Raw genomic sequence first — 2,043 nt, 5'->3', positions numbered from 1 at the left:
CACTGGCGCCGGATGGGTGATCCCAAAGACATGCGGTTCGATCCTCATCGGACTTGGCGTGGCGCTCGTCAGCCATCATATCTGAACCTGCAAATGAAGAGCCGCGATTTCGAGGGAGATCTGACGGTGAAATTTCAGCGGCTGCTGGCGGCAAGGCCCGATATGCCGAAGGATGGCTGACGGCCTGCTCGCGCATCCGGCAAGATATACCGGAACCGGCGCGCCTTCGGGGCCATCGCCCGAATTCTACAGACCCTAGGCCGCGCCTACCCGCCGCCGCCTTCCTTCTCAGCCTCCTGCTTCAGCGTCGCAATGAACCGCTTCGTCCGTTGCTGCTCCGGATTGTTGAACAGCACCGCGGCCGGTCCCTTCTCGACGACGACGCCGGCATCGAGGAACACCACTTCCTTGGCGATCTTGGAGGCGAGGCGCAGATCATGCGTCGCCATCACCATGGTCGTGCCTTCACTGGCGAGCTTGCCAAGCACGTCGACCACCTCTTGCGCCAGTTCCGGGTCGAGTGCCGAGGTCGGCTCGTCGCAGAGCAGCACTTTCGGCGACGGCGCCAAGGCGCGGGCGATCGCCACGCGCTGCTGCTGGCCGCCCGACAGCGTCGCCGGCCAGGCGTCGGCCTTGTGCGCCATCCCCACCTTCTCCAGCAGAGCCAGCGCCCGCTCGCGTGCCCTCTCAGGCGCCCATTTCAGCACCGTCACCAGCCCTTCCATGACGTTCTCGATCGCGGTGCGATGCGGAAACAGCTGGAAGTTCTGGAACACCATGCCGGTCTGCAGCCGCAGGCGCTGGATATCCCTGGCCGGAACCCTGCCACCAGGATGGAATTCGAGCGTCTCGTCGCCGATGCGCACCGTGCCCGAGGTCGGGATCTCCAGGAGGTTGATACAGCGCAGCAGGGTGCTCTTTCCCCCGCCCGACGGGCCGACCAGCGCCGTGACGCTGCCTTCGGCAATGGTGACCGTCACGCCCTTCAACACGAGATTGTCGCCAAAGCGCTTTTCGATGTTGCTGAGGCCGATCATGAGCGTGCCTCCAGGAAGCCGCCATAGCGGTTGAGCCGGGTCTCCAGCCGCGTCTGCAAGGCCGACAGCACCGAACTCAGCGCCAGATAGAGGATCGCCGCCTCGACATAGAGGATCAGCGGCTCATAGGTGGTGGCGACGATGCGCTGCGCCGCCTGGAACATCTCCGGCACGGTGATGGCGGCGGCCAGCGACGTATCCTTGACCAATGAGATAAAGGTGTTGGAAAGCGGCGGCACCGCGACCCGGCCGGCTTGCGGCAGGATGGTGCGCCGCATCGCCTGGCTCCAGGTCATGCCGATCGAATAGGCCGCTTCCCACTGGCCCTTCGGCACCGACCCTATGGCCGCGCGGATGATTTCCGACGTGTAGGCGCCGATGTTGAGCGTGAAGCCGATCAACGCCGCCGTGAAGGCGTCGAGCAGGATACCGACCGACGGCAGGCCGTAGAAGATAAGGAACAGCTGCACCAGCAGCGGCGTGCCGCGGAAGATCCAGACATAGAAGCGCACCAGCGCGACCAGCGGTTTCGGACCAAACAGCCGGGCAAGCGCCGCACCCAACCCAACGGTCAGCCCAAGGACGAAGGACAACAGCGTCAGCGGCACGGTGAAGATCAGCGCCGCCCACAACAGCGAAGGCAGCGACTCCAGCATCAGTTGCAGCCAGTGCGGCACGTAAGACCCTCCAAATAAGTCGAGGCTTTCGTCGAGGCGCGACATATCACGACAAAAGCGGCGGACCGTCAAAGACGACTCGCCGCTCGATATGTCCTGTGGGCCGCGGAGCGGCCCGCCTCATAGATTACTTCGAAACGTCCTGGCCGAAATAGGTGTCGGAGATTTTCTTATAGGTGCCGTCGGCCTTGATGTCGGCCAGCGCCTTGTTGATCGCCGCGACCAGCTCCGGATCGCCCTTGCGCACGATGACGCCGGAATAGTCGGCGTTTTCCTCTTGCGCGGCGATCTTCACATTGGCGTCGGGCTTGTGCTTCTTGAAGTCGAGG

The 2,043-nt window shown here is 63.7% G+C and carries 4 protein-coding genes; 1 reads left to right on the top strand and 3 read right to left on the bottom strand.

Going from position 1 to position 2,043, the window contains the following annotated elements:
* A partial coding sequence (locus ENZ75_RS34775) for a hypothetical protein (protein WP_206617132.1) occupies positions 1 to 180 on the top strand: 180 nt, incomplete at its 5' end.
* Positions 181 to 266: 86 nt separating this feature from the next.
* Here ENZ75_RS34775 and ENZ75_RS30005 read toward each other — a convergent pair.
* The 3 genes from ENZ75_RS30005 to ENZ75_RS29995 all read right to left on the bottom strand — a co-directional run.
* On the bottom strand, positions 267 to 1,037 hold the full coding sequence (locus ENZ75_RS30005; protein WP_013529175.1) for an amino acid ABC transporter ATP-binding protein: 771 nt from the start codon (positions 1,035 to 1,037) through the stop codon (positions 267 to 269).
* A complete protein-coding gene (locus ENZ75_RS30000; protein ID WP_013529174.1) occupies positions 1,034 to 1,714 on the bottom strand; it encodes an amino acid ABC transporter permease in 681 nt (226 codons plus the stop codon). Before ENZ75_RS30000 ends, ENZ75_RS30005 begins: the two co-directional genes overlap by 4 nt.
* A gap of 127 nt (positions 1,715 to 1,841) precedes the next feature.
* The coding region (locus ENZ75_RS29995) for a transporter substrate-binding domain-containing protein (protein WP_128278554.1) at positions 1,842 to 2,043 on the bottom strand (202 nt) is incomplete at its 5' end.

Source organism: Mesorhizobium sp. M7A.F.Ca.CA.002.04.1.1 (assembly GCF_004022805.1).
GTDB lineage: Bacteria > Pseudomonadota > Alphaproteobacteria > Rhizobiales > Rhizobiaceae > Mesorhizobium > Mesorhizobium ciceri.
Note: the sequence above shows the minus strand (reverse complement) of the source record. Positions and strands in the feature narration are given on the sequence as shown.

Excerpts from the sequence above, each read along its gene's own strand:
- ENZ75_RS30005 (WP_013529175.1), bottom strand. The coding sequence starts at position 1,037 with ATGATCGGCCTCAGCAACATCGAAAAGCGCTTTGGCGACAATCTCGTG.